The 22,624-nt window shown below is 53.5% G+C and carries 24 protein-coding genes and 3 tRNA genes; 21 read left to right on the top strand and 6 right to left on the bottom strand.

Features of this window, described 5'->3' with window-relative positions; translation table 11 throughout:
• The first annotated feature begins 19 nt into the window (after window positions 1–19).
• Genes KCG39_RS08755 through KCG39_RS08745 form a run of 3 tightly spaced genes read left to right on the top strand, consistent with a single transcriptional unit; the run spans window position 20 to window position 2,680 of the window.
• Window positions 20–715: a phosphohydrolase gene (locus tag KCG39_RS08755; protein ID WP_004122145.1), complete on the top strand. Its 696-nt coding sequence runs from the start codon at window positions 20–22 to the stop codon at window positions 713–715.
• Window positions 716–771: 56 nt separating this feature from the next.
• Window positions 772–2,205 (top strand): DNA cytosine methyltransferase, encoded by a 1,434-nt coding sequence (locus KCG39_RS08750; RefSeq protein WP_032742142.1) that lies wholly within the window; start codon window positions 772–774, stop codon window positions 2,203–2,205.
• A complete protein-coding gene (locus tag KCG39_RS08745; RefSeq protein WP_004122141.1) occupies window positions 2,186–2,680 on the top strand; it encodes a very short patch repair endonuclease in 495 nt (164 codons plus the stop codon). The genes KCG39_RS08750 and KCG39_RS08745 overlap by 20 nt, the downstream gene beginning before the upstream one ends.
• On the opposite strand, the gene yedA is transcribed toward KCG39_RS08745, so the two are convergent.
• Window positions 2,655–3,566 (bottom strand): drug/metabolite exporter YedA, encoded by a 912-nt coding sequence (gene yedA, locus KCG39_RS08740; RefSeq protein ID WP_211811584.1) that lies wholly within the window; start codon window positions 3,564–3,566, stop codon window positions 2,655–2,657. The two genes, KCG39_RS08745 and yedA, sit on opposite strands and share 26 nt — an antisense overlap.
• 184 nt (window positions 3,567–3,750) lie before the next feature.
• On the opposite strand from yedA, the gene KCG39_RS08735 reads away from it, so the two are divergent.
• The 3 genes from KCG39_RS08735 (at window position 3,751) to dgcQ (ending at window position 6,692) form a co-directional block, all read left to right on the top strand.
• Window positions 3,751–4,662 (top strand): DUF808 domain-containing protein, encoded by a 912-nt coding sequence (locus tag KCG39_RS08735; protein WP_049123283.1) that lies wholly within the window; start codon window positions 3,751–3,753, stop codon window positions 4,660–4,662.
• A 75-nt stretch (window positions 4,663–4,737) separates the two neighbouring features.
• Window positions 4,738–4,917 carry a YodC family protein gene (locus KCG39_RS08730; protein ID WP_004122136.1) on the top strand — a complete coding sequence of 60 codons (180 nt, stop codon included), beginning with the start codon at window positions 4,738–4,740 and terminating at the stop codon, window positions 4,915–4,917.
• 107 nt (window positions 4,918–5,024) lie between these two features.
• Window positions 5,025–6,692 carry a cellulose biosynthesis regulator diguanylate cyclase DgcQ gene (gene dgcQ, locus KCG39_RS08725; RefSeq protein WP_004122134.1) on the top strand — a complete coding sequence of 556 codons (1,668 nt, stop codon included), beginning with the start codon at window positions 5,025–5,027 and terminating at the stop codon, window positions 6,690–6,692.
• Between the two features lie 329 nt (window positions 6,693–7,021).
• Here the strand turns inward: dgcQ and yodD are convergent, their stop codons facing one another.
• Window positions 7,022–7,237, bottom strand: a complete 216-nt coding sequence (gene yodD, locus KCG39_RS08720) for a YodD family peroxide/acid resistance protein (RefSeq protein ID WP_142468196.1) — start codon at window positions 7,235–7,237, stop codon at window positions 7,022–7,024.
• 132 nt (window positions 7,238–7,369) lie between these two features.
• Between yodD and dsrB the strand changes: the two genes are divergently transcribed.
• Complete coding sequence (gene dsrB, locus KCG39_RS08715) at window positions 7,370–7,558, top strand: protein DsrB (RefSeq protein ID WP_004122127.1); 189 nt, start codon at window positions 7,370–7,372, stop codon at window positions 7,556–7,558.
• Window positions 7,559–7,599: 41 nt separating this feature from the next.
• Here the strand turns inward: dsrB and rcsA are convergent, their stop codons facing one another.
• Complete coding sequence (rcsA, locus tag KCG39_RS08710; protein ID WP_049114926.1) at window positions 7,600–8,223, bottom strand: transcriptional regulator RcsA; 624 nt, start codon at window positions 8,221–8,223, stop codon at window positions 7,600–7,602.
• Window positions 8,224–8,676: 453 nt separating this feature from the next.
• Between rcsA and yedD the strand changes: the two genes are divergently transcribed.
• On the top strand, window positions 8,677–9,093 hold the full coding sequence (yedD, locus tag KCG39_RS08705; RefSeq protein ID WP_162626064.1) for a lipoprotein YedD: 417 nt from the start codon (window positions 8,677–8,679) through the stop codon (window positions 9,091–9,093).
• Window positions 9,094–9,144: 51 nt separating this feature from the next.
• Here yedD and amyA read toward each other — a convergent pair whose 3' ends face one another.
• On the bottom strand, window positions 9,145–10,632 hold the full coding sequence (amyA, locus tag KCG39_RS08700) for an alpha-amylase (protein WP_142468195.1): 1,488 nt from the start codon (window positions 10,630–10,632) through the stop codon (window positions 9,145–9,147).
• Window positions 10,633–10,833: 201 nt separating this feature from the next.
• Here amyA and tcyJ point away from each other — a divergent pair, with 201 nt between their 5' ends.
• The 5 genes from tcyJ to sdiA all read left to right on the top strand — a co-directional run bounded on the left by tcyJ (window position 10,834) and on the right by sdiA (window position 15,160).
• A complete protein-coding gene (gene tcyJ / locus KCG39_RS08695; RefSeq protein WP_049114929.1) occupies window positions 10,834–11,634 on the top strand; it encodes a cystine ABC transporter substrate-binding protein in 801 nt (266 codons plus the stop codon).
• A 95-nt stretch (window positions 11,635–11,729) separates the two neighbouring features.
• Window positions 11,730–12,716 carry a D-cysteine desulfhydrase gene (dcyD, locus tag KCG39_RS08690; protein ID WP_123829150.1) on the top strand — a complete coding sequence of 329 codons (987 nt, stop codon included), beginning with the start codon at window positions 11,730–11,732 and terminating at the stop codon, window positions 12,714–12,716.
• Between the two features lie 15 nt (window positions 12,717–12,731).
• A complete protein-coding gene (tcyL, locus tag KCG39_RS08685) occupies window positions 12,732–13,400 on the top strand; it encodes a cystine ABC transporter permease (RefSeq protein WP_004103458.1) in 669 nt (222 codons plus the stop codon).
• Complete coding sequence (gene tcyN / locus KCG39_RS08680; RefSeq protein ID WP_004122108.1) at window positions 13,397–14,149, top strand: L-cystine ABC transporter ATP-binding protein TcyN; 753 nt, start codon at window positions 13,397–13,399, stop codon at window positions 14,147–14,149. Before tcyL ends, tcyN begins: the two co-directional genes overlap by 4 nt.
• A 288-nt stretch (window positions 14,150–14,437) precedes the next feature.
• Window positions 14,438–15,160: a quorum-sensing transcriptional regulator SdiA gene (gene sdiA, locus KCG39_RS08675; RefSeq protein ID WP_004122106.1), complete on the top strand. Its 723-nt coding sequence runs from the start codon at window positions 14,438–14,440 to the stop codon at window positions 15,158–15,160.
• 66 nt (window positions 15,161–15,226) lie between these two features.
• Here sdiA and KCG39_RS08670 read toward each other — a convergent pair whose 3' ends face one another.
• On the bottom strand, window positions 15,227–15,451 hold the full coding sequence (locus tag KCG39_RS08670; RefSeq protein WP_004122104.1) for a DUF2594 family protein: 225 nt from the start codon (window positions 15,449–15,451) through the stop codon (window positions 15,227–15,229).
• Between the two features lie 462 nt (window positions 15,452–15,913).
• Here KCG39_RS08670 and uvrY point away from each other — a divergent pair, with 462 nt between their 5' ends.
• The 8 genes from uvrY to KCG39_RS08630 all read left to right on the top strand — a co-directional run bounded on the left by uvrY (window position 15,914) and on the right by KCG39_RS08630 (window position 21,257).
• Window positions 15,914–16,570: a UvrY/SirA/GacA family response regulator transcription factor gene (uvrY, locus tag KCG39_RS08665; protein WP_004122102.1), complete on the top strand. Its 657-nt coding sequence runs from the start codon at window positions 15,914–15,916 to the stop codon at window positions 16,568–16,570.
• Window positions 16,567–18,399 (top strand): excinuclease ABC subunit UvrC, encoded by a 1,833-nt coding sequence (gene uvrC, locus KCG39_RS08660; RefSeq protein WP_004122101.1) that lies wholly within the window; start codon window positions 16,567–16,569, stop codon window positions 18,397–18,399. The genes uvrY and uvrC overlap by 4 nt, the downstream gene beginning before the upstream one ends.
• A gap of 57 nt (window positions 18,400–18,456) precedes the next feature.
• Window positions 18,457–19,005 (top strand): CDP-diacylglycerol--glycerol-3-phosphate 3-phosphatidyltransferase, encoded by a 549-nt coding sequence (gene pgsA, locus KCG39_RS08655; protein WP_004122100.1) that lies wholly within the window; start codon window positions 18,457–18,459, stop codon window positions 19,003–19,005.
• Between the two features lie 151 nt (window positions 19,006–19,156).
• Window positions 19,157–19,232 (top strand) — tRNA-Gly (locus KCG39_RS08650).
• Between the two features lie 38 nt (window positions 19,233–19,270).
• Window positions 19,271–19,344, top strand: a tRNA-Cys gene (locus KCG39_RS08645).
• A 13-nt stretch (window positions 19,345–19,357) separates the two neighbouring features.
• Window positions 19,358–19,444: transfer RNA gene (locus KCG39_RS08640), tRNA-Leu, on the top strand.
• Between the two features lie 190 nt (window positions 19,445–19,634).
• The gene (locus tag KCG39_RS08635) at window positions 19,635–20,522 is read left to right on the top strand and encodes a dihydrodipicolinate synthase family protein (protein ID WP_004122098.1); all 888 of its coding nucleotides are present in this window, start codon (window positions 19,635–19,637) and stop codon (window positions 20,520–20,522) included.
• A 66-nt stretch (window positions 20,523–20,588) separates the two neighbouring features.
• The gene (locus KCG39_RS08630; protein ID WP_004122096.1) at window positions 20,589–21,257 is read left to right on the top strand and encodes a YecA/YgfB family protein; all 669 of its coding nucleotides are present in this window, start codon (window positions 20,589–20,591) and stop codon (window positions 21,255–21,257) included.
• Window positions 21,258–21,288: 31 nt separating this feature from the next.
• On the opposite strand, the gene tyrP is transcribed toward KCG39_RS08630, so the two are convergent.
• Complete coding sequence (gene tyrP, locus KCG39_RS08625) at window positions 21,289–22,500, bottom strand: tyrosine transporter TyrP (RefSeq protein WP_211811583.1); 1,212 nt, start codon at window positions 22,498–22,500, stop codon at window positions 21,289–21,291.
• Window positions 22,501–22,624: the final 124 nt, after the last annotated feature.

The raw sequence follows: 22,624 nt of genomic DNA, 5'->3' as shown, positions 1-22,624 counted from the left end.
TGACACCTAAGGAACATGCATGGACCTTTTTCACTGGCAGCAACGATTTGAAACCTGGCTAACCGAACATCACGCGCAAGGGGATGCGGCTCATGATATTTCGCATTTCCGCCGCGTTTGGGCGACTGCGCAGCGACTGGCCGAAGATACGGATGCTGACCGTCTGGTGATCCTGACTGCCTGCTACTTTCATGACATCGTCAGCCTGGCGAAAAACCATCCTGAGCGTAGCCGCTCTTCTGCGATGGCGGCGGAAAAAACGCTGGCTATCCTCCAGTCAGCTTTCCCTGATTTCCCCGTCGAACGCTACGCGGCGGTTTTACACGCTATTGAAGCGCACAGTTTTAGCGCGGCGATTGCTCCGCGAAGCGAAGAAGCGAAAATCGTCCAGGACGCCGATCGACTTGAGGCGTTGGGGGCGATTGGCCTGGCGCGCGTTTTTGCCGTGTCCGGCGCGTTGAACAATATCTTGTTTGATGCCAGCGATCCCTTTGCCGACCGGCGGGAATTAAATGATAAAACCTACGCGCTGGATCATTTCCAGTGCAAGCTGCTGCGTTTACCGCAAACGATGCAGACCGAAAAGGGCAGGGCAATGGCGATACACAATGCGCGCTTTCTGGTGCAGTTTATGGCCAAGCTCAGCGCGGAGCTTCGCGGAGACCCGATGGCTATTGATGACGAGGTTTTGCAGCGCTTTAACCCACTCGCGTAAAACTGGCTGCGCTATTTATGGTAACCTCTGCAAAAATAGTCGGGCTGGTTGAGGTTATGGCGCAAAATTTATCCAAGGAAAATCCCCCGTCTTTGAAGGTTGAACATACCGGAGAAGACGCGCAGGCGCTATTGCGCCAGCTGATGGCGATATACGATGTCAAAACGCTGGTCGCGCAGCTGGTCGCCGTCGGCGAGCAGCACTGGAGCCCGGCTATCCTCAAGCGCGTTGCGACGGTAGCGCGCGCGGCAGGTCGCATATCCCACCAGGAGCAGGCCCACCTGCGTACGCTCCTGCCGCAGCCGCCTGCGCATCATCCGCATTATGGATTCCGCTTCGTCGACCTGTTTGCCGGTATCGGCGGCATTCGCCACGGTTTTGAAGCGATTGGCGGGCAATGCGTGTTTACCAGCGAGTGGAATAAACATGCGGTGCGCACCTATAAAGCCAACTGGTACTGCGATCCTGAGCAGCATCGTTTCAATGAAGATATCCGCGATGTGACTTTAAGCCATCTCCCTGAGGTGAGCGATGAAGACGCGGCGCAGCATATACGCCAGACTATCCCGCAGCATGACGTACTGCTGGCCGGCTTTCCCTGCCAGCCGTTTTCACTCGCCGGCGTGTCGAAGAAGAATGCCCTTGGTCGCGCTCACGGCTTTGCCTGCGAAACGCAGGGGACGCTGTTTTTTGACGTGGTCAGGATTATCGCCGCCCGTCAGCCGCCGATTTTTGTTCTGGAGAACGTCAAAAACCTGAAGAGCCACGATAAGGGGCGGACGTTTCGTATCATTATGCAGACGCTGGATGAGTTGGGTTATGAGGTTGCTGATGCGGCTCATACTGGAGCGGATGATCCGAAAGTGATCGACGGGCGTCATTTTTTACCTCAGCACCGGGAACGCATTGTGCTGGTGGGTTTTCGGCGTGACCTCAAGCTGCATGAGGGATTCACCCTGCGTGATATCGCCACTCTCTATCCCTCCGTTCGCCCGACTTTCGGCGAGCTGCTGGAACCCGCCGTTGATGACAAATTTATCCTCACCAGAGTGCTGTGGAAATATCTCTATCGCTATGCGCGCAAGCATCAGGAGCGAGGGAACGGCTTTGGCTACGGGCTCGTTGACCCAACGAATCCGCACAGCGTGGCGCGTACGCTGTCTGCCCGCTACTACAAAGATGGTGCGGAGATCCTTATCGATCGCGGTTGGGATCGGCCTTTAGGCGAAAAGTCTTTTGACGATCCTGAAAATCAGCTTCGGCGGCCGCGTCGGTTGACTCCCCGCGAGTGTGCGCGTCTGATGGGATTTGAAGCGCCGCAGGGGTATCATTTTCGCATTCCGGTATCGGATACCCAGGCCTATCGCCAGTTTGGCAATTCGGTTGTTGTGCCGGTCTTTGCGGCGGTAGCGAAGCTGCTGGCGCCGCGTATTGCAAGAGCGGTGGCTTGCCGTGAGCAAGAGATTGACTATGGCCGACGTCCACGATAAAGCCACCCGCAGTAAAAACATGCGCGCGATCGGCACCCGCGATACGGCGATTGAAAAACGGCTGGCGGGACTGTTGGCGCGTGCAGGATTTTCCTTTACCGTGCAGGATGCCGCGCTGCCCGGCCGCCCGGATTTTGTGGTGGCCGAGTATCAGTGCGTTATCTTTACCCACGGTTGCTTCTGGCATCATCATAATTGCTACCTGTTTAAGGTCCCCGCGACGAGAACTGAGTTCTGGCTGGATAAAATAGCCAAAAATGTGGCGCGCGATCGCCGGGATATCGGCATCCTGGCGGAGCAGGGATGGCGGGTGCTGGTGGTCTGGGAGTGCGCGCTGCGCGGGCGCCAGAAGCTTAGCGACGAAGCGCTGGGGGAACGGCTGGAAGAGTGGATCTGCGGCGGTGGGAACTGCGCGCAGATCGATACGCAAGGTATAGGTCTGTTAGACGTTACTTCTCCGCCTTACAGGAGGTGACATCGCGGCGAGCCGGGAGCAGGTACTTGCCGAGCGTGACCAGAACGACGGCGAAGATGATGATTCCCAGCGCCAGCCACTCTACGGCGGATAGGCTTTCGCCGGCAAAACCGGTGCCTAATAGCACGGCGACCACCGGGTTAACGTAGGCGTAGCTGGTCGCTACCGCCGGTGTTACGTTGCGAATCAGATACATATAGGCGTTGATGGCGATAAGCGAACCAAAGATCGCCAGATAGGCGACGGCAAAAATGCCGGACCACGACGGCATCTGGGTTAATTTTTCTCCAGTTAGCGAGGAGGCGATCATAAGTACGATGCCTGCCGCCAGCATCTCAATAGCGCCCGCCATCATCCCCGTCGGTAGCTCGATTCGCGAGCCGTAGACGGAACCAAACGCCCAGCTCATTGAACCGATAAGTATCAGCAGCGCGCCCCAGGGGTTACCGTTCAGGTTGCCGCCGCTGTTGAGCAGTAAGATCCCCGCGAGACCAATAGCGATACCCAGCCATTCAAGTTTGCGGGTCGCAATACCAAAAAAGCGGCTAAAGCACAGGGTGAACAGCGGCACCGTTGCGACCATGACCGCCGCAATACCGGAGGGCACGTGCTGGTGCTCGGCGAGAGTGACAAAACCATTACCCACGGCCAGCAGTAACACGCCAATCAGCGCCGCGTTGAGCAGCGGCTTTCGCGCAGGGAGCTTATGGCCGGTTGCCAGTAGCCAGGCGGTCAGCAGTGCGCCTGCGGAAAGGAAGCGCACGCCAGCCATCATTAGCGGGGGCCAACTGGCGACGCCGACGGCGATAGCGAAATAGGTGGAACCCCAGATGATATACAGCGCAAACAACGCCCCGATGAGCGGTAACAGCTGACGGGTAGACATACTTCCTCACGACGGTACAGAGACAGAAAGGGGGAGATATAGTAAACGTGAAAACTCTCGTGCTGGCGAGCGCTTTAATTCGCCTGCTATGGTTAAATTTTTGTTGACTATGGACACTGGTGGGCGAAAAAGCGCTTTTGCTTCATACTTCAGGAGGAACAACCATAAATGAAGGAATGCAATTTTGGCGGGAAGTAGTCTATTAACCTTATTGGATGATATTGCCACGTTACTCGATGATATTTCGGTCATGGGGAAACTGGCAGCAAAAAAAACGGCAGGCGTATTGGGAGACGATTTATCGCTTAATGCTCAACAGGTCACCGGCGTGCGGGCCAACCGCGAATTGCCGGTCGTTTGGGGGGTAGCTAAAGGCTCATTGATCAATAAAGTGATCCTGGTGCCGCTGGCGTTGTTGATCAGCGCCTTTATCCCGTGGGCGATTACCCCGCTGCTGATGGTGGGGGGCGCGTTTCTCTGCTTCGAAGGCGTCGAGAAGGTGCTGCACAGTCTGCAGGCGCGGAAGCATAAAGAGGATCCGCAGGTACGCCGGCAGCGGCTTGAGGCCCTGGCGAACCAGGACCCCATGGCTTTTGAACGGGATAAGGTGAAAGGGGCGATACGCACCGATTTTATTCTGTCAGCTGAAATTGTCGCGATTACGCTGGGGATTGTGGCTGAAGCGCCGTTATTAAATCAGATCCTGATTTTATCCGGCATTGCGCTGCTGGTGACGGTGGGGGTTTACGGTCTGGTGGGGATCATCGTCAAGCTTGATGATATGGGCTACTGGCTGGTGGAGAAAACCAGCTCGCTGGCGCAGTGGTCAGGTAAAGCTTTGTTGGCAATTGCGCCCCGCCTGATGAAAGTATTGTCCATCGTTGGCACGCTGGCGATGTTCCTGGTCGGCGGCGGTATTGTGGTCCACGGTATTACGCCGCTGCACCATGCCGTTGAAAATCTGGCCCATGGGCAGAATGCGGTGATTGCCTCGCTGTTGCCAACGGCCGCCAACCTGGTGCTGGGATTCATCATTGGCGCCATCGTGTTGGCTGGAGTGAAAGCGATTTCCGCTCTTCGTCGTCCGGCGAAGTAAATGTGCTCCTGCTCATGCAAAGTGGTTCAGCTTCGTCTAAGGTAAATCTGTTTCTTCCTGATACCGGAGGCAAAAATGGTCTTGTTGGTCAGTGATGAAGTGAGGCGAAAAAACGGCGGCCCTCGTATGGTCGTTACCGGGTTCGCCAGCGGCATGGTGGAGTGCCGCTGGTATGACGGTTACGGCGTTAAGCGCGAGGCGTTTCGTGAGGATGAACTTATTCGAGGAGGGGGAGGGAAGTCGAATCGCACCTGACCCTTTATCAGCGCCCGGCATTCGTCGGGCGTTTTCATAATAGTGATTATTTTACAAACAGGGAGCGTGGATGACGTTTGCTTCTTTAACCGTGCTGCGAGAAAACGATGGATAAGCTGATATGGGTGGAAAAATTGCGTCAGATTTTAAGCCCCGGATATGTGGTTAATCTCTGTTTTTTTATCGTCTTCTGCTTCTCCACGCTGCTGATATGGCGTGAGATCAAGGTCCTGGAAGAGGCCTACGTCGCAAACCAGCGCAATAATCTTGAAAACGTGGCCCATGAGTTCGACAGCCTGCTGCAGTTTAATATCGACAGAATGATTTTTTTTCGTAACGGTATGCAGTCGGCGCTGGGTACGCCGTTGGATTTTGCCGCGCTGCGTAAGGCCGAAGAGGATTACTTAACAAAGCGGCACGATCCCATATGGTCGGTTGAGATCCATAACCGCCGGACGCTGCCGATCTACGGCGTTGCGGATGCCTTTGTCGATGGCGACGCGCTTCTTTCCCGTGATAATCCCTTTTCCGGCAATGAGCTCATGGCCACACTGGAGTTGGGTTATATGTTGCGTCTGGCCAATAACAACCGTGGATTTGCGAAACGCATGCTGTACGTGTCGCGCAGCGGTTTTTTTACGACTACCGAGCTGCCGAAAAATTCAACGCAGGCGCTGGCCCTCTATTCGCGGGCAACAGGCGCTGCATGGTTTACCCGACAAACGCAGCGGAATAATCCTGCCCGCGGAATTGTGTGGCAAACGTTCCCCGATGATGAATCGCAGCGCGAAATGCAGGTGGTAACGGCATCTATTCCGCTTGATTTCCAGCGCCACTGGCTCGGCGTTCTGGCGATGGATTTCTCGGTTCAGGAGATGAAAACGTTTCTGGTCAATGCGATAAAAACGGGCGAGGAAGGCGAGTACCAGCTTTATGATAATCGACTCAATTTAATTGCCTCTTCTGCGCCGGGCAACGTGCTGACGCTGCTGTCGCCGCGTGAACAGGAGATGCTAAGCCGCGCGTCCTCCCATGAGAATCAGGGCGGGATTCGCCTGGTAACGCGTTATATTAGCTGGGAAAATTTACGCAATTTTGATGGAGTGCTGATCCGTATCCATACTATCCAGGAAGGGGTCCGCGGTGATTTTGGCAGCATCACCATTGCGTTGATGCTGATGTGGTTAATGTTTACTTTTATGCTGCTGATCTCCTGGCTGGTCATTCGTCGAATGGTGCGCAACATGAGCGTGCTGCAGACCTCGCTGGAATGGCAGGCCTGGCATGATGCGCTGACCCGTTTATTAAACCGCGGCGCGCTGTTTGAACGCGCTATTGCGGAAACTCGTCTGAGCGAGCGTCTGAAGCGACCTGTGGCGGTGATTCAGCTCGATCTGGATTATTTTAAAAGCGTTAACGATCGCTTCGGTCATCACGCGGGGGATCGCGTACTGTCGCTGGTGGCCAGCACTATCGCCAGCCATATTCGGCAAGGCGATCTGGCGGGGAGGGTTGGCGGGGAGGAGTTTTGCATTGTGCTGCCGAATACCCCATTAAAAGAAGCGAAGGTGATTGCTGAACGGATCCGTATCCGCATCAATAGTCGCGAGATTTTGCTGGGAAACAGCACCTCTTTGCGTATTACCGCTTCGCTAGGGGTGAGCGCCAGCGATGATACCGGCGAATATAACTTCGAAAATTTGCAGTCAGTTGCCGATCATCGCTTGTATCTGGCCAAGCAGGATGGGCGCGATCGGGTCTGCGCTGAAGGGTGAAAGAAATTTCTTTTGTGAATAAATTGAATTGAAATCATCCACTGTGGTTATTTTAGTGAGATTATTCTTAAAAATCGTTTGGCGGCAGTCGGACGTTCGTGGAAGAACGAAGTGTTGGAGTACTTGCCTGGCGAGCTTTGCCAGCGTGACGATGAAGCTAAGTCACTTTTTTCAATAATTTGCCTCATGAATGTTTGTTGTCATGCAAAATAATTGAGGGTAATGTTTGTAGCGCATCGGATATCCTGATGTAACGAATTTTCAAGTGCTTCTTGCATTAGCAAGCTTCATCCCGACTCCTGCGAGTCGGGATTTTTTTCGCGCAGAATTCAGCGGTTGGCTTCGGTGACGCTGAAGTCATGGATATCGAGTTCAAAGGCCTCAGCCAGCTCGCGCCAGGTATGGTAATCCCGGCCATCAATACTGACGCGGTGGGGATCGTCTTGCCTACGCTGCACTTCACTTTCGCTGATTTCATTAATCGCCGCCAGCAGGGCGTCAACATCAACGCCGCCTGCGCCTTTATTTTCTTTGGCGGTTTTCATTTCGGCTACCTCGCTTAACTCAGATAGGGCCACTTAAGTATAGACGGTCTAGAAAAACAGCAGTTACCGGGCTGGACACTGCGCGATCGGCTGTTTTGTTCTACACTGGCTCAAAAATAGAGGAGATGAGTTATGCAGGTAAACGATCGTGTCACGGTGAAGACCGATGGTGGCCCACGTCGATCGGGTGTTGTGCTGGCGATAGAGTCGTTTAGCGAAGGGGTAATGTATCTGGTATCGCTGGAAGATTATCCGCTCGGCATATGGTTTTTTAACGAGCACGGGCATCCTGACGGTATTTTCGTTGAGCGGGACGAGTGACTTGCCGCAAGTGAACTGGCGGCAGCGGCCGCCAGCGTCTTTCAACGCAGGTTGACATGAATTCCGGACGTGATGTTTTCAGTCAGTCGTACTATGTGATAAATCACCTGTTTATTGTGGGTGTGAATTTTCTTTTTAATATTGCCCTTGTGCGATGAGACGGTCTTCGCCTTAATGTTCATCTGCGCTGATATGTGCGAGGTTCCGTGACCAGCCATCCACATCTGCAGCATATTTGACTCGGTCTGGCTTAAGGTCAGCGTGGGGATATTAAGCCGGGTAGCGCGATAGTTCTCATATTTTAGGCGGATGGCGAGAATGTCATCCAGGTCTTTTTCGGTGAGAGATTTAGAGCAAATAAGTAAGTTTTTACGTACCAGCAGGTAATGGTCGAAATGAATATTCGCCAGCGACATAAAGATCACAAATAGCGTCGCAGGATACTGGCTAATGATTTGCCGGACAAGCTGGTTGCTGTCTTCATGATGAATAAAGCAATCTTCGTTGATAAATACCACTGAAGGGCGGCTGGCCTCGCAGAGGGTTTTCAGGCTTTGAGCACTGTGAACTTCAGTGATATCTCGCTTCCTTACCCCCCTGCCAGTCAGGTACCCGGTTAATCCCAGCCGGGTGAAGCTGCACAAATCCATAATAATCGTTGACATGACCCATCCTCAATCAACACGTAACGATAATTTATTCCTCGCCGATAAGCGATGAAGTCCATTTTGTTAGCAATAAAAACGACTGCTGCCATGGAACCATTAGGCAGCCTGAACTATTTCGTAATAAGCCCCATAATTTGCCAGGAATATTCTCAAAGTAAAGGCTACAAATCGCTATGTGGAGGAAATAAAAACATTCAATACCCGTCATATACAGGATGGTCATTTTTGTGGTTTTTTAAAATAGGATTATCCTTATATTGAATGGTTAAAATAACATCTTCTCATTTATTGGTTTTATAAGATGAGTAAGAATAACTTAACATTCGAAGGCAAATTCTAGCCATATTGGTTGAGGACGGCGGCGTCTTGCTGCGCTGCTCCCCGATCCGGGAAGGGTGGCGAGCTTAACGCTTTAATGCCACAATGTTTTTTTATCGGTTTGTGGGATGGATGATGAAAAAGATAGTGTTTGCTGGTGCTCTGCTGACCCTCGCCGGGTGCGTTCAGGTTGATAGCTACAGCGATGTTGTTAAAGCGCCAGCCCCGACAGGGCTGGAAGGATACTGGCAATCGGCAGGCCCGCAGAGCGAAATGATGAGCCCGGAGGCGATCGCCAGCCTGATTGTGACCAAAGAGGGTGACACGCTTGACTGTCGTCAGTGGCAGCGGGTCATTGTCCTGCCGGGGAAATTAATGAAGCGTGATGACGCGGTTTATAACGTCACCTCCGCTTTGGATGTCTATCCGATTGAGCGCGAAGGTGATACCTTGAGCTACGATCGGATGACGCTTAAAAGGGTGAATCGTCTCACTCCGGAATGTGAACTGGCATGGAAAAAAGCGTCAGCGGATAAAAGCGGACAATAAGCTTTTTGCGGGCTGAAAACCTTCTCAGCCCGCGGCGTTTCCCCCCGTATTTTACAGCACCTCTTCAATAACCCACACGCTCACGCTGCCGCCGTTACAGGTAAAAATGCCGTTTCCTTCATCGTCGGTTTCAACGATTTCCTCGCGGTTGCCGAGAAAATCCCTCCAGCGTTTATTACGGTAGTTTTCGCCCAGAGGCAGCGTTTTTTCGCCGTCGTCGCCGTTGGAAAGCACGACCACGCAGCCCGGATCGTCCTCGGTGCCGCTTCGGCTGAAGGCGATACAGTTCGGGTGATCGAACCACAGCGTTTGTACGCCGTGAGCAAAACGCTGACGGGCATCGATCAGCTCATGTAATTGCTCAATCACCGGCATCTCAATGGCGTAGGTCTCGCCGTCGCCGCCGGTGTCCTCATAGCTTGCGCCGAACAGATCGGCATAAAAGACTGACGGAACGCCGTTCTCACGTAACAAAATCAGCGCATAGCCCAGCGGCTTGAACCAGGCCTCAACTGGCGCCTCCAGCGCCTGCAGCGGCTGGGTGTCGTGGTTAGTCACCAGAGTCACGGCGTGGAACGGGTCGGCTTCCACCAGCGTGCCGCTAAAAATCTGGCTCATGTCGTAGTCGCGACCCTGCCGCGAGGCTTCATGGAATTTCATCTGCAGGGGGGCGTCGAAGAGCATCGTCTTGCCGTCAACCATGGCGATATACTGCTGGAGTTTATCGACTTCGTGCGACCAGTATTCCGCGACGATAAACAGCGGTTTTGTCGCGACCTCCTGGACGTGGTCGATCCACTCTTTATAAAACCAGGCGGGGATATGCTTAACCGCATCGAGGCGAAAGCCGTCGCAGCCGGTTTGTTCCATCACCCAACGCGCCCAGTACTTAATCTCCTCGGTCACCGCCCGATTACGAAAGTCGATATTTTCGCCCATCAGGTAGTCGAAGTTACCCATTTCATCATCGACCTGATCGTTCCATCCCTCCCCGGTGTAGTCGTTGACGATTTTAAACACGCCATCTTCGTCGGGATTCTCGATATGATCGATGCCGCTGAAGCACTTATAATCCCAGATGAATTCAGAGTATTGACCGGCCCGTACCGGAAAGGTGTAGCGTGTCCAGGCTTCACACTCGATAATCTCATCGGCGATTTGCGTGCGGTCGTTTTGATCAACACGCTGAATGCGTACCGGCTCTTTCTCATCCGCCCCCATTTTGTGGTTGACCACCACGTCGAGCAGCACGGCGATATCGTGCTCGCGCAGCGCGGCGATGGCGGCCAGTAGCTGGGTTTTATCGCCGTATTTCGTGGCGACAGACCCCTTTTGATCGAACTCGCCGAGATCAAACAGATCGTAGCAGTCATAACCGACCGAATATCCTCCGGAAGCACCCTTATAAGCTGGGGGCAACCAAATCATATTGATACCGATTTCATTGAGGTTCGGCGCCAGGGCCTCGACTTCACGCCATAATTCGCCGCCGGTGGGGTAGTACCAGTGAAAGCACTGCAGTAACGTGGGGTTTTTCATCTTCCATGCTCCAGACGTCATCAAGCTGACTATTGCAGTATGAGAGATATCCAGCAAAATGCAGACGTTTCGCCTACGTTTTCCCTATGCCCTAAAAGGCATCATATATAATAATTTGGAATAAGATGTAGCGTATCGATGTTGGTGACCAGGGCTAAACGCCTTACACTATTGCAAAATATCACTCTGTTAGGGGTATCTATGAAATTAGCACTTCTGGGTCGTCAGGCGCTGATGAGCGCAATGGCTGTTGTATTAATGGCTGGCGTCAGCGCAAAAACCTTTGCGGCTGAAAATCTGCTCAATCAGGTTAAAGAGCGCGGCACGCTACGCGTTGGCCTGGAAGGGACTTATCCGCCATTCAGCTACCAGGGAGATGACGGTAAGCTGACCGGTTTCGAGGTGGAATTTGCTAACGAGCTGGCAAAACACCTTGGCGTGAAAGCTGACCTTAAACCTACCAAGTGGGACGGCATGCTGGCTTCGCTGGACTCAAAACGTATTGATGTGGTGATTAACCAGGTCACTATTTCCGATCAGCGTAAGAAAAAATATGACTTCTCAACGCCGTACACCATCTCCGGGATTCAGGCGCTGGTGAAGAAAGGTAACGAAGGCGTGATCAAAACCGCTGCTGACCTGAAAGGTAAGAAAGTTGGCGTTGGTCTGGGCACCAACTATGAAGAGTGGTTGCGCCAGAACGTACAGGGCGTCGACATTCGTACCTATGATGATGACCCGACGAAATATCAGGATCTGCGCGTAGGCCGTATCGACGCTATCCTGGTTGACCGCCTGGCGGCGCTGGATTTGGTGAAGAAAACCGGCAATACCCTGGCTGTGACCGGGGAGGCCTTCTCCCGTCAGGAGTCCGGCGTTGCGCTGCGTAAAGGTAATGAAGACCTGCTGAAAGCGGTTGATGGCGCCATTGCGGATATGCAAAAAGACGGCACCCTGAAGGCGCTGTCGGAAAAATGGTTTGGCGCTGACGTGACGAAGTAACGGCTGGCGATGAAAAAAGGCGCTCTTGATAGCGCCTTTTTTTATTTCGAGCGCCATAGCGTGCATAATCAAGGATAACTCAGTCAGGAGGTCTTATGTCACTGCAAAATTTAACCCTTTTCCCGCGTCTGGAACTGATTGGCGCGCCGACGCCGCTTGAATATCTGCCGCGCTTGTCCGATTACCTTGGCCGCGAAATCTTTATCAAGCGTGATGATGTGACCCCGCTTGCGATGGGGGGCAATAAACTGCGTAAGCTTGAGTTCCTGGTGGCTGATGCGCTGCGGGAGGGGGCGGATACGCTGATTACCGCAGGGGCTATCCAGTCCAACCACGTGCGCCAGACGGCGGCCGTGGCCGCAAAACTGGGCCTGCACTGCGTTGCGCTGCTGGAAAACCCAATCGGCACCCGGGCCGAGAACTACCTGACTAACGGTAACCGTCTGCTGCTTGACCTGTTTAATACTCAGGTCGAAATGTGCGACGCACTGACCGATCCGAATGCGCAGCTGGAAGAGCTGGCGACCCGTATCGAGGCTCAGGGCTACCGTCCGTACACGATCCCGGTTGGCGGTTCGAACGCGCTTGGCGCGCTGGGCTACGTGGAAAGCGCGCTGGAAATTGCTCAGCAGTGCGAAGGGGCGGTTGAGCTCTCCTCCGTGGTCGTCGCGTCCGGCAGCGCCGGTACGCATGCGGGTCTCGCCGTGGGGCTTGAGCAACTGATGCCCAATGCCGAACTTATCGGCGTGACTGTGTCGCGCAAGGTGGCCGACCAGCTGCCAAAAGTGGCTGCGTTGCAGCAGGCAGTGGCCAATAGCCTGGAGCTTGAGGCAAAGGCCGGGATTCAGCTGTGGGATGACTACTTTGCGCCGGGTTACGGGACGCCGAACGACGAAGGGATGGCCGCGGTGAAGCTACTGGCGCAGCTGGAAGGTATCCTGCTGGATCCGGTTTATACCGGGAAGGCGATGGCTGGACTGATTGATGGCATTAGCCAGAAACGCTTTAAGGATGAAGGCCCAATACTGTTTGTTCACACCGGTGGCGCCCCTGCGCTGTTCGCCTATCATCCTCATATCTAATGCAGAACACATAGAATGCAAGAAAGTATCCAACTGGTGATCGATTCTGCGCCTTTTCTGCTGAAAGGTGCGGTATTTACCCTACAGCTCAGCATCGGCGGCATGTTTTTTGGCCTGGTGCTGGGGTTTATTCTGGCGCTGATGCGCATGTCGCCCGTCTGGCCGATTAAGTGGCTGGCGCGGATGTATATTTCCATCTTTCGCGGAACGCCGCTGATAGCGCAGCTGTTTATGATCTATTACGGCTTACCGCAGTTTGGTATTGAGCTGGATCCCATTCCCGCGGCGATGATCGGCCTGTCGCTTAATACGGCGGCCTACGCGGCGGAAACGCTGCGCGCAGCGATTGCCTCGATTGATAAAGGGCAGTGGGAGGCGGCAGCGAGTATCGGGATGACGCGCTGGCAGGCGATGCGCCGCGCTATTCTTCCCCAGGCCGCGCGCGTGGCGCTACCGCCGCTGTCCAACAGTTTCATCAGCCTGGTGAAAGATACGTCGCTTGCGGCTACGATCCAGGTGCCGGAACTGTTCCGCCAGGCCCAGTTGATCACTTCCCGAACGCTGGAGGTTTTCACCATGTACCTGGCCGCTTCGCTTATCTACTGGGTAATGGCGACGGTGCTTTCTACGCTGCAGAACTATTTTGAAAATCAGCTGAACCGCCAGGAGCGAGATCCAAAATGAGTGCGATTGAAGTCAAAAACCTGGTGAAAAAATTCCATGGTCAAACGGTGCTCCACGGTATCGACCTTGAGGTTCAACAGGGTGAAGTGGTGGCGATCATCGGTCCCAGCGGTTCGGGGAAAACGACGCTGCTGCGCAGCATTAATCTCCTGGAGCAGCCGGAAAGCGGCACGATTCGCGTAGGCGACGTGACGATTGATGCCGCGCGCAGCATTAACCAGCAAAAAGCGGCGATTCGTCGTCTGCGTCAGCATGTGGGCTTTGTGTTTCAGAACTTTAATCTGTTTCCCCATCGTACGGTGTTGGAAAACATTATCGAAGGGCCGGTCATCGTCAAGGGGGAGGATAAAAATGAATCCATTGCCCGGGCGCGTGAACTGCTCACGAAAGTTGGGCTTACTGGTAAAGAGAATAGCTACCCGCGCCGTTTGTCCGGCGGGCAGCAGCAGCGCGTGGCGATTGCTCGCGCGCTGGCGATGCGTCCCGATGTTATTCTGTTTGATGAGCCAACGTCGGCGTTAGACCCGGAGCTGGTCGGTGAGGTTCTCAATACCATTCGTCAACTGGCGCAGGAGAGGCGCACGATGGTTATCGTGACCCATGAAATGAGTTTTGCCCGCGACGTAGCGGACCGCGCTATTTTTATGGATCAGGGGCGCATCGTTGAACAGGGAGAAGCGAAATCCCTGTTTGCTAATCCTCAGCAGGCGCGTACTCGACAGTTCCTCGAAAAATTCCTGATGCAATAATCTCCTTGCGCTGGCCGCATTCGCTCAGGCGGATGCGGCAGACCGCGAAGAATTTCCGGTTGTTCAGCAAAAAAGCCTCCCCAGATATTGGCGCTCATCAACGACGATACCTCTGTCAAGGTTTTGTGCCACATCAATTGGCATAATTTTTTAACGCGTCTGGCGCTTTTGCCAACCGCAGTCTAATAAATGCGGTGGCTACCATTTTTTATACATATAAGCAGGATTTATGTGTTAGCTTTATGTATTTATAATAATGATTATCACTCAGGAGTTATTTGGTCAGTTATGAGGGACAATGATTTTTTCAGCTGGCGGCGGGAAATGCTGCAACAATTTCAGTCAGTTTCTGTAGGTGAGGGGGTTTTTCATCTTCTCCAGCAGCAGGCAAAAGGGCTGGAATATGACTACTTCGCACTCTGCGTAAGGCATCCTGTGCCTTTTACTCGCCCCAGGGTCACGCTGCAATCAACTTATCCGCAGGCCTGGATGGCGCATTATCAAGCCGAGAATTATTTTGCGATCGACCCGGTACTGCGTAAGGAGAATTTTCTTCGTGGCCATTTGCCCTGGAACGATAAGCTATTCAACGATACGCCTGAATTATGGAACGGCGCGCGCGACCATGGATTACGCAAGGGCGTGACGCAGTGTCTGACCCTGCCTAACCATGCTCAGGGATTCCTGTCGGTTTCAGGCGCAAGCCATAGCCAGGGCCCCTTTGCGGAAGACGAACTGGAGATGCGCTTAAGAACCCTAACCGAATTGAGCCTGCTGACGCTCTTGCGTCTGGAGGACGAGATGGTTATGCCGCCGGAAATGAAATTTAGTCGACGTGAACTGGAAATTTTGAAATGGACAGCAGAAGGGAAAACCTCGGCTGAGGTCGCAATGATTCTGTCTATCTCAGAAAATACCGTCAATTTCCACCAGAAGAATATGCAGCGAAAATTCAATGCGCCAAACAAAACCCAAATTGCCTGCTATGCCGTGGCGACGGGCCTAATTTGATCTCATTGGTGTTCTGCGTGCCAGACGTAAGACCGGCTGTTAGTAATACCTTCAGCCGGTAAATGATTACTGACGATATGCCTGTTTAATTTGCTTAACGGTGCTGGAGAATACGGCAGCCTGAGCCTCATCTTCCATCTGCGCGATTTGCTTTTCCATTTTAATAATCACGCGGCCTGCATCAGCCTGACCCATGGCCTGCAGCATCAGCGTTATCATTGCTTTCAGACACGAAACTTCCTGTGCCAGTTCTTGATTATTTTCCGCAGTGGAAAAATCTGGTGTGCTCATCGATATCCTCGGTTGCTTTCTGCGCAAATGCGCATGACTAAAAGTGAAGGCGGCGCAGTATACCACAAGCAAAGGAAAAAAAAGGAGTGCTGGATTTCCGTTCTTTCATCCGAATGGTGAATGATTTAATTGACTGAATAATACGTATTCATGAGGGCTAAGCGGGTTAATTTTTTCATGGTGCTGTTTTCGTGTTAATAATTGTTACATATTCAGGCGCTTATTTATGGCCTACGCATTGTGTTGTGTTTTTACGTAATCTGTATGATGAATGTTAAAAAATAACTATTGCACAACTCTATGTTATGTATGGCTTTCCAGCAGGTGTGCAGACAAATTTCCATCGCTGCGTAAGAAATCTTTCCCAGAACATTTTTTGGCTTTTAAAATTAGGTTAAAACCCGGTAATATGTGGGAGATAAGCTATCAGTAGCGTTATCCCTAATTCTGGAGAATATTCCTTTGATCAACGTCCTTCTTGTTGATGACCACGAACTGGTGCGCGCAGGGATACGACGCATTCTGGAAGATATAAAAGGGATTAAAGTTGCCGGCGAGGCCTGCTGCGGTGAAGATGCCGTGAAATGGTGCCGCGCGAATCCCGTAGATGTAGTCCTGATGGATATGAACATGCCGGGTATCGGCGGCCTCGAGGCTACGCGAAAAATTGCCCGTTCCGTTGCTGACGCCAAAGTGATTATGCTTACCGTGCATACGGAAAACCCGCTGCCGGCAAAAGTGATGCAGGCCGGTGCTGCTGGCTACCTTAGTAAAGGCGCCGCGCCGCAGGAGGTCGTGAATGCAATTCGCTGCGTGGCATCGGGCCAGCGTTACATCGCCTCTGATATCGCCCAGCAGATGGCTCTCAGCCAGATCGAACCGGAAAAGGCGGAGTCGCCGTTTGCCAGTTTGTCTGAGCGAGAATTGCAGATTATGCTAATGATTACCAAAGGTCAGAAGGTCAACGAGATCTCAGAGCAGTTGAATCTGAGTCCGAAGACCGTGAACAGCTACCGTTACCGCATGTTCAGTAAATTGAATATTCATGGTGACGTGGAGCTGACGCACCTGGCAATTCGCCATGGCCTGTGCAATGCGGAGTCGTTAGCAAGTCAGTGAGTGATGTTTTTGACGCAAAAGCTTTCCTGAAAACAGTGACCAGCCAGCCGGGCGTCTATCGGATGTATGATGCTGGCGGTACTGTCATCTATGTAGGCAAAGCGAAAGACCTGAAAAAGCGGCTTAGCAGCTATTTCCGTAGCAACCTGGCTTCGCGTAAAACCGAAGCGCTGGTGGCGCTTATCGCCCAGATAGACGTCACGGTGACCCACACCGAGACGGAAGCGTTGCTGCTTGAGCACAACTACATCAAACTATACCAGCCGCGTTACAACGTGCTGCTGCGCGATGATAAATCCTATCCCTTTATTTTCCTTAGCGGCGATACGCATCCTCGCCTGGCGACGCATCGCGGGGCGAAGCACGCTAAAGGTGAATATTTTGGCCCATTCCCTAACGGTTACGCGGTTCGCGAAACGTTAGCGTTGCTGCAAAAAATCTTCCCCATCCGCCAATGCGAGAACAGCGTCTATCGCAACCGTTCTCGGCCGTGCCTGCAGTACCAAATTGGCCGCTGTCTGGGGCCGTGCGTCGCCGGACTGGTGAGCGAGGAAGAGTATGCCCAGCAGGTCGACTACGTGCGTCTGTTCCTTGCGGGTAAAGACGATCAGGTGCTGACCCAGCTGATTGCCCGTATGGAAAAAGCGAGTCAGGCGCTGGAGTTTGAAGAGGCGGCGCGGATCCGCGACCAGATTCAGGCCGTACGCCGGGTAACGGAGAAGCAGTTCGTCTCCAATACCGGGGACGATCTGGACGTTATCGGCGTGGCGTTTGATGCTGGAATGGCGTGCGTCCACGTGCTTTTTATACGCCAGGGGAAAGTTCTTGGTAGCCGCAGCTATTTCCCTAAAGTGCCCAATGGCACCGAGCTGGGTGAAGTGGTGGAAACGTTTGTCGGGCAGTTCTATTTACAGGGCAGCCAGATGCGTACGCTACCGGGCGAAATCCTGTTGGATTTTAACCTCGGCGACAAAACCCTGCTGGCGGATTCGCTCTCGGAACTGGCCGGGAGGCGGGTTAACGTACAGACTAAACCCCGCGGCGATCGCGCCCGCTACCTGAAGCTGGCGCGAACTAACGCCGCGACCGCGCTGACCACCAAACTTTCCCAGCATTCGACGATTACCCAACGCCTGCGGGCGCTGGCGACATTGCTCAAGCTTCCTGCCGTCAACCGGATGGAATGCTTTGATATCAGCCATACGATGGGTGAACAAACGGTTGCGTCATGCGTGGTTTTTGATAGCAACGGACCGCTACGAGCGGAGTATCGCCGCTACAATATCACCGGCATCACGCCGGGAGATGATTATGCGGCGATGAACCAGGTTCTGCGTCGTCGTTACGGCAAGGCAATAGAAGAGAATAAAATCCCCGATGTCATTCTGATCGACGGCGGTAAAGGCCAGCTTGGGCAGGCGAAAGCGGTTTTTGCCGAACTTGATGTGCCGTGGGATAAAAATCATCCTCTACTATTGGGCGTGGCAAAAGGCAGCGATCGTAAAGCAGGGCTGGAGACGTTATTCTTCGAACCAGAAGGCGAGGGTTTTAGCCTGCCGCCGGATTCTCCCGCGCTGCATGTGATTCAGCATATTCGCGACGAGTCGCACGATCATGCCATTACCGGCCACCGTAAGAAACGGGCAAAAGTAAAAAGCACCAGCACGCTGGAAACCATTGAGGGCGTCGGACCCAAACGCCGACAGATGCTGCTGAAATATATGGGCGGTCTGCAGGGGTTGCAGAAAGCCAGCGTCGAAGAAATTGCGCAAGTACCGGGTATATCTCACGGTCTGGCAGAAAAGATCTTCTACTCGTTGAAACATTAGGGGCTCTGTAGCAACATAGGGCTAATTTTTACTTACAACAGATAGTTACCCGTTACTATGCAATTTAATATCCCTACATTGCTTACCCTGTTTCGCGTCATTCTTATTCCTTTCTTTGTACTGGCGTTTTACCTGCCGTTTACCTGGGCGCCTTTTGCCTGCGCGCTGATTTTCTTTGTTGCCGCCGTGACCGACTGGTTCGATGGTTACCTGGCGCGTCGCTGGAATCAGAGCACCCGTTTCGGTGCCTTTCTCGATCCGGTTGCCGATAAAGTTATGGTTGCCATTGCGATGGTCCTGGTTGCCGAGCATTATCATACCTGGTGGGTGACGTTACCGGCCGCCACGATGATCGCTCGTGAAATTATTATCTCCGCACTGCGCGAGTGGATGGCTGAACTGGGCAAGCGCAGCAGCGTTGCGGTATCCTGGATAGGCAAAGTAAAGACCACCGCGCAAATGGCGGCGCTGGTGTGGATGCTGTGGCGGCCAAATATCTGGGTCGAGTGGGCGGGAATTGGTCTGTTTCTCGTGGCGGCAGTGCTGACGCTATGGTCTATGCTGCAATATTTGAACGCGGCGCGCGGCGATTTGCTTGATCAGTGATCGTTTCGGCGCAATTTTCAGCAAACAACACAAGGTTTTAAAAAATATCGTTGACTCATTGCGCCAGGTAAGTAGAATGCAACGCATCGAACGGCAGCACAGTCTGGCAGACGATAACAAAATCAAGTAATTAGCAAATTAGCTTGATGATGCGGGAATAGCTCAGTTGGTAGAGCACGACCTTGCCAAGGTCGGGGTCGCGAGTTCGAGTCTCGTTTCCCGCTCCAGTTTAGAACATCGGCAGTTGCGGGTGTTAAAGCATTAAGGCGCGTTAGCAAAGCGGTTATGTAGCGGATTGCAAATCCGTCTAGTCCGGTTCGACTCCGGAACGCGCCTCCAATTTCTATCCCGAGCCCGGATGGTGGAATCGGTAGACACAAGGGATTTAAAATCCCTCGGCGTTCGCGCTGTGCGGGTTCAAGTCCCGCTCCGGGTACCATTGGGATAAAGCAGAATAATCAAAGCAATAAGCAGTGTCGTGAAACCACCTACGGGTGGTTTTTTTGTTTTTCCACCATGTCCCTTTAGTCCCTCAACGTCACCTCACTCTATTTTGTCATAGGACAAAACAAATTTCTGTTGCTACTATTTGCCAGCACTCGATCATTATCTCAATAAGTGGGGATGAAATGTTTACTGGCCTTTGCGCTTTTCCTCTGACTCCGTTCAATCATCACGTCGTTGATGAAACCGCTTTTGCTCGCATTGTTACTCATCTCGTTGACGCTGCTGTCGATTCGCTCGGCGTGCTCGGCTCGACGGGAAGCTACGCATACCTCAGCCGTGAGCAGAGAATGCAGGTTGTCCGACAGGCAAAATCGCATGCCGGCTCGGTGCCGCTGATGGTAGGGATCGGGGCGGTGGGAACCGATCAGGTTCTTCGTCTGGCAGACGATGCCCAGCGGGCAGGTGCGAACGCGCTACTCCTGCCGGTGATGGCTTATCAGCCCCTGTCAGATGAGGAAATTTTAACTTTTTACCAGACCGTTTGTCGCCATGTCTCAGTACCCGTTTGCGTTTACGACAATCCAGTTACTACCCATATTTCTCTGTCCGATGAGCTCAAAAGCGCGATAGCCGCGCTGCCGGGAATTGCCTCAATTAAAATACCCGGACCTGCCAGCCATGAAGTCGCGCAACGTGTGCAGAGCCTGCGGCGACAGCTCCCGGACGGGGTGTCTATTGGGATTAGCGGAGACGCCTGTGCGGCCGATGGGCTGAACGCCGGCTGTGCAGTATGGTATTCCGTGTGCGGCGGACTTTTTCCGAACGTTGCCCAAGAGATAGTGGCAGCCGCGACGCGGGGCGAGGCCCAGCGGGCGATGGCGATAAGCGCCAGGCTGGAGCCGCTGTGGATGCTGTTCCGCAAGCATGGCGGAAGCCTGCGGGTCATTGCCGCCGCAGCGACGATCCTCGGTATTTGCGCTGAGGATTGCTTACCGCGCCCGCTGTTACCGCTCTCGCCGGAGGCCTTTAGCGAGATTGCTGAGACGCTGCGCAGCCTGAACCTTCAGTAGCCGGGTGGTTTTCTCTCGCTATTTCCGCTACTGTAAGCGCCATTTTTTACGACGATGAGCCTGTTTATGAAAACTGGACCCCTGAACGAAAGCGAAGTTGAATGGCTGGATGATATCCTGTCGAAATACGCGGTTGAAGGCACTATCATGGACGTTGCCGAGCTTGATGGGCTGCTGACGGCCATTCTCTCCGGGCCGACGGAGATTGAGCCTGCGCAGTGGCTGATGGCTATCTGGGGCGGAGCGGATAACGTGCCGCGCTGGGCCAACGATCGCGAACGGGATCGTTTTGTGAACCTGACGCTGCAGCAAATGAGCGATATCGCCGAGCGTTTAAGCGATTATCCCGATCAGTTCGAGCCGATGTTTGGCAGCCGGGAAGAGGAAGGGCAGGAGCTTACGATTGTTGAAGAGTGGTGCTTCGGCTATATGCGCGGAGTAGGATTGAGCGACTGGTCCGCGCTGCCGGCTGCGCTGCAGCCGGAGTTGGACGTCATCGCCCTGCACGGTACCGAGGAGCGATTCGAGGCGCTTGATGAATTATCCGCCGAAGCGTTTATTGCCAGCGTTGAGCGAATTCGTCCTGCGGCCCTGGCGCTATACAACTACTGGACTGAGCACGCGCAACCGGCGGAAGTTCAGCAGCCCATCAGAAATGAGGCGAAGATTGGGCGCAACGATCCTTGCCCGTGCGGCAGCGGTAAGAAATACAAGCAGTGCTGTTTAGTGAAATAAAAGAAGGGGGCTAAATCGGCCCCTTCTTTTTTTACCCCACCGCGGGCAGCAGGCCTGCGACTATCGCAAACTGAATCGCGACAATGCCGATTCCGCATAGTAGAACAAGCCATAGCGCGGGAGAACCGCCCGCCACTCGCCATGCGGCATTGGGGTGCTGCTGACGGCTCTTCATGACCAGCAGCGAAGGCAGCATGAGCGCGAGCACGGCCAGCGCGACGCCCGCGTAACCTAACGCCATCACGAAGCCGCGTGGATAAAATAGCGCGAAGGCCAGAGGGGGCAAAAAGGTAATCAGACCGCTCTGTATCCGTCCTGCGGCGCTGTCCTGGCGTTGAAACAGATCGGCCAGATAGTCGAACAACCCAAGTGCCACGCCGAGGAACGACGTCGCCAGCGCCAGATCGGCAAACAAATGTACCGCCAGTTCAACGTGCGCAGAGGCAACCACTTCACGGATCGCTTCCAGCAGGCCATTAAGCCCGGCATTTTTTGCCAGCAGCGCGGTAAATACCGTGGAGTCAATACTGCCAAGCGTCGCTAGCTGCCAGAAAATATAGGCGACCAGGGGAATAAAGCTCCCGATGACAAATACCCGGCGCAGCTTGCGAATATCTCCGCCCAGATAACTCACAATACTGGGTATGCTGCCGTGAAAACCAAAGGAAGTAAAAATCACCGGAATGGCCGATAGCGCCAGTCCTTGCTGTAGTGGCAGAGTCAGCAGATTTATCTGGTGAATATGCGGCAGGAGAAGAGCCAGCATAATGGCGAGAAAGATAATTTTTGCGCTGAATAAAAAGCGGTTAAAAAGATCGACCAGCGAGGTCCCGATGCACACTACCGTTCCGCCGATCCCGGTAAAAATCAGGACACCTGCCGCGGGAGGCAGGCGCCAGTCCAGCCACTGATTGAGGCTTGAAGCCAGCAGCTCGCCAGCGCCGCTGATATAGGCAGCGGTGAGCGCGTACAGCAGAAACAGCATGCAAAAACCGGTGGCCCACTGCCCGTAACGCCCCAGATAGCGAGCCGCCAGCGAACCCAGCCCCATATCCGCCGGCACGTGTTGATACACTTCCAGCAGCAGTAAAGCGGTGTAACACATCAGCGCCCACAGCGTTATCAGCAAACCTAACGTGACGCCGAAACCGACGCCCGCTGATGCCAACGGCATTGCTAACATCCCGGCGCCGATGGTGGTGCCGGCAACGATTAAAATACTACCCAGAGTGCGGTTCTTCACGCTTTTCTCTATCCATCACGGAATACACAATAAATTATGCCGCGCAGAGTATGTGAAATCAGTGAGTTCGTCAAATGAGGGTTACAGATGGTGTAATGATAAATTTACAATCCCAAAGGGTTTG

This window comes from Klebsiella pasteurii, from assembly GCF_018139045.1.
Lineage (GTDB): Bacteria > Pseudomonadota > Gammaproteobacteria > Enterobacterales > Enterobacteriaceae > Klebsiella > Klebsiella grimontii.
Note: the sequence above shows the minus strand (reverse complement) of the source record. Positions and strands in the feature narration are given on the sequence as shown.